Source organism: Oleiphilus sp. HI0061 (assembly GCF_001635675.1).
Genome location: NZ_LWFE01001172.1, coordinates 1 through 3,339 on the forward strand (window position 1 = coordinate 1; position 3,339 = coordinate 3,339).

Consider the following 3,339-nt stretch of genomic DNA (forward strand, 5'->3'; position numbering starts at 1 on the left):
ATTTAAGCCAGTACCAGATTGTTCCGCATCAAACTTGGCTTTCCAGTTGTAGAGCAACTTATCTGTAATACCCAATGAAGCAGCCGCTTTAGGAACGCTATAGCCTTGCTCGGTGACCAGGGCAACCGCTTCTTGTTTAAACTCTGTTGTATAACTTCTGTTCTTTCGTTTTGTCATTTAACACCTCAATAATTGGATTATATTCCTTATTGAAGTGTCCTGTTTGATTAAAGCAGATCACTATCAAAGATAGATTAGGATCTACACACTGTCCAGAAGAGACCAGTTAGATAGCACCCTTCTCACACTCATGGCATACGAACACAAAGATGGGGTCTACTCTATCGGGATTAGAACTTCATTTCGTCTAAAAAAAGGAATTGACGAAGGTGGATCATAACCGGCAATAATAGGCTGCCCAATGGCTTTGATATCCTGCTCATTCAACCAAGCCAATAGTTCGCTTTTCTTGCTTTCTATTGTGTCCTCGTCCAGCCAACCACTGAAGCGAATCGCTGCAACGGTGTAATCATTGACTCGCTCCAAAGAAACGTTTGGGTCTCTCGGCGCCGGTGCTGTCTCAATCCTGAAATCTTCGGGAAGAACAAAAGACATTTTAGTTGCTTTGTCTTGATCCATGAACACAGGCGCGGTCATGCTGATATCTTGCCCCTTACTATTTTCGCCGGAGATATAAGCAAAAAGTCGTTTGAAAGCACTATCGTTTGACGATCTCCCCTTTTCACTATTCATCGTTGTGGAAACCAATAACATCTGGTCGTAATGTCGGATCTCAAAATTTCCATCTGACTGAATAAGCGAATAGGGAGCATGCTCAATCGTGTATTTAACCAAGCTACACCCTGTGAGTAAGGAACTCACAAATACAGAACAAGCTAGCAAGATAAACTTCATCGATCCGAGCCTTTCGGTATAGAAAAATTGATTAGACATCGTGATGACCTGCCCTAAGCACTTTCTTTAGCCATAACACTTTGTATTTTCTGATAAATATCATCGGCTTCTTTGCTGAGCATAGAATAGGCTCTTATGTCGCCATTGCGCTGTGCATGCATCGCCTCGGTGAGCTTCGCTTCATAAGCTTTCACGAGTTTTTTAGAAGGATTTTTGCTAAACCATTTAAACATTCTTTTTTACCTACTCTACATTCAGGACTCTGGTTCTAGGGTTGCTTTTTACTTCTATACTGGCGATACGCTAGCCATATTTCATATCCCCAGCGGCTAAACAAACGAATGAAAGGCCAGTTAAGTACCCGCCAAAAACGAGCGTAGGGCGTGTGATGCCAAGCCCTAACATTTGCATCAACGCCTACTAACCACTCTCCGTCAGAAGTTTGCAAGTGCAGCCTCTTCAGCAAAACATCTTTGCTCGGCGATTCAGTTGTTGAATCCAAATCATGTACGTTCTTAATCGTGAGATTGTCGCCTGCATGTTTCTTCAATCGACACACCTCAGCTGTACATAGAGGGCATTCGCCATCGTAGTACAATGTGTCGCGACGGATTGTTACTGCTGACTGTTCCAACTTACTCTTCTCGAATTCGTTACCAGTTATCAGTAAGGTCTACGAATACAAACTCGATATGGATCACTGTCAGCAGTAATGTGAGGATTGATTTGGAATTGCTTTTTAGGCGACAGCAGAGTCTAGGAGTCTTTAAAAGGCCGTTTCGATGGTGACTGACACGGGGGCATGGTCTGATGCTTCAGCGTCTACCTCATAGTTAGGGTTTTGCAGATGATCATCGTGCACGTCATAACTAACGACTTCCGCAATACTGCGTGGATTGTTAGCATCAAATTCCTTTGATAACAGCACATAATCTAAAACACTGCCCTTATTTGCAAAATAGTGTGTAGGGCTACGACGAGTTTCGATAGTTTTATCACTAATTTCAAAGGCATCGTAAAGTGTATGTTTTTCAACATTCAGCCTCTCCGCAGCAGAAAGGGATGAAACATATTTCGATCCAATTCTATCAATATGCCCGCCAGCCACCAGCAACTGCAAAGGCGTTGAGTCGATCGTATCATTTAGATCACCAAGCATAATGGTTGGCATATCTTCCTTCGCACTAGATTTCCAAAAGTCATTGTAGAGAAGAGCTGCTTCAGTTCCTCTCTGCATACTTGAAGCCCACCGACCATGCAGGTCGTCGTAAAGGAAATTACGAACTTGTTCATTGTCGGCTGTATCCACATAAAAGTGACGATCAAACTTCGACCTTTTAGACTTCAAGTGCGCCACATACACGGCAACCTTGGAGTAATCATCGATTTCAATAACGGCCCTGATCGGCTGACGACTAAAAACAAATTCTGAGTTGAGCCCCAAACTCTGAATCAAATATTGATCAACCGAAACTGCTTCACTAGATAGGATGGGGAATTTTGAAGCAATCGCGACAACGGGCATATCAAACAGATAGTCAGACTTCTTGTTGGGCTGTTCGACTGTTGCAAAATAGTCAAAGCCCGCTGACTTTGACAAGCTATTCAGAGCCGATACGGAAAACACCTCCTGAAAACCAACAATATCTGCGCCAATTACTTTCAGAAGCCTAAGTATCCATGCTTCCTTCTTACGCCATTGTTGGTCAGTATAAATATTCTCCAACTCGTAAAATGCATTGGGAGGTTCAATATAGTTAAAAAGGTTAAACGTACAAACCTTAAACTGACGTGTTTGTTTTACCATAATTCTGAGCAAAGTGCTTCGCTGCACTCGCTCTTACCTCCAATAGCCAGGGCCATGATTTAAAACAATAAGAACTTAGAATAAATTTTAGGGTTGGTCCTAATTCGATACAAGGTCAACACGCCAAGGTATAAACCCAAGTGAACCAGAAACTAAGAATTCGCGTATCTAAATATATATACTTAATAACTTCGATTTCAGCGCATCCTTAATTCGATTGAAGGGAGAAATATTTATATGAAGCATCTAGCAAAAATTACGATCATTGGTTTGCTATGCTTGGCGAATACATCATTAAGTTACGCAAGCTGTGACCCCTTGCTAAACTATGAATCCAAGCGTCTTCACTCTTCAAAATCTATTGACTTCTGTCAGGCTTTTGAAGGGAAAACCTTGCTTATCGTTAATACAGCAAGCCGATGCGGATTTACCCCTCAGCTATCTCAACTTGAAGCGCTTTATCAAAAATATAAAGATGAGGGTTTGGAAATTGTCGGTTTCCCTTCTAACTCCTTCAGGCAAGAATTAGCAACTGAAGCAGAAACAGCTAGCGTCTGCTTCAAAAACTTCGGCGTTAGTTTCACCATGCTAGCGCCGAGCTATGTAACAGGACCTCA

6 protein-coding genes are annotated in these 3,339 nt (G+C 42.2%); 1 reads left to right on the forward strand and 5 read right to left on the reverse strand.

The window, feature by feature from the left end; translation table 11 throughout:
* The 5 genes from A3735_RS32290 to A3735_RS17895 all read right to left on the reverse strand — a co-directional run.
* On the reverse strand, window positions 1-177 hold a 177-nt coding region (locus A3735_RS32290), incomplete at its 3' end, for a transposase (RefSeq protein ID WP_082885923.1).
* 159 nt (window positions 178-336) lie between these two features.
* Complete coding sequence (locus A3735_RS17880; RefSeq protein ID WP_197470023.1) at window positions 337-954, reverse strand: heme-binding protein; 618 nt, start codon at window positions 952-954, stop codon at window positions 337-339.
* A 14-nt stretch (window positions 955-968) separates the two neighbouring features.
* Window positions 969-1,148, reverse strand: coding sequence for a DUF6435 family protein (locus tag A3735_RS17885; protein ID WP_068510205.1), 180 nt, complete (start codon window positions 1,146-1,148; stop codon window positions 969-971).
* A gap of 35 nt (window positions 1,149-1,183) precedes the next feature.
* Entirely contained in the window at window positions 1,184-1,549 is a 366-nt protein-coding gene (locus tag A3735_RS17890; RefSeq protein ID WP_197475547.1) for a DUF393 domain-containing protein, read from the reverse strand.
* A 132-nt stretch (window positions 1,550-1,681) separates the two neighbouring features.
* The gene (locus tag A3735_RS17895; protein WP_082865217.1) at window positions 1,682-2,749 is read right to left on the reverse strand and encodes an endonuclease/exonuclease/phosphatase family protein; all 1,068 of its coding nucleotides are present in this window, start codon (window positions 2,747-2,749) and stop codon (window positions 1,682-1,684) included.
* A gap of 210 nt (window positions 2,750-2,959) precedes the next feature.
* Here A3735_RS17895 and A3735_RS17900 point away from each other — a divergent pair.
* On the forward strand, window positions 2,960-3,339 hold a 380-nt coding region (locus tag A3735_RS17900), incomplete at its 3' end, for a glutathione peroxidase (RefSeq protein ID WP_197485928.1).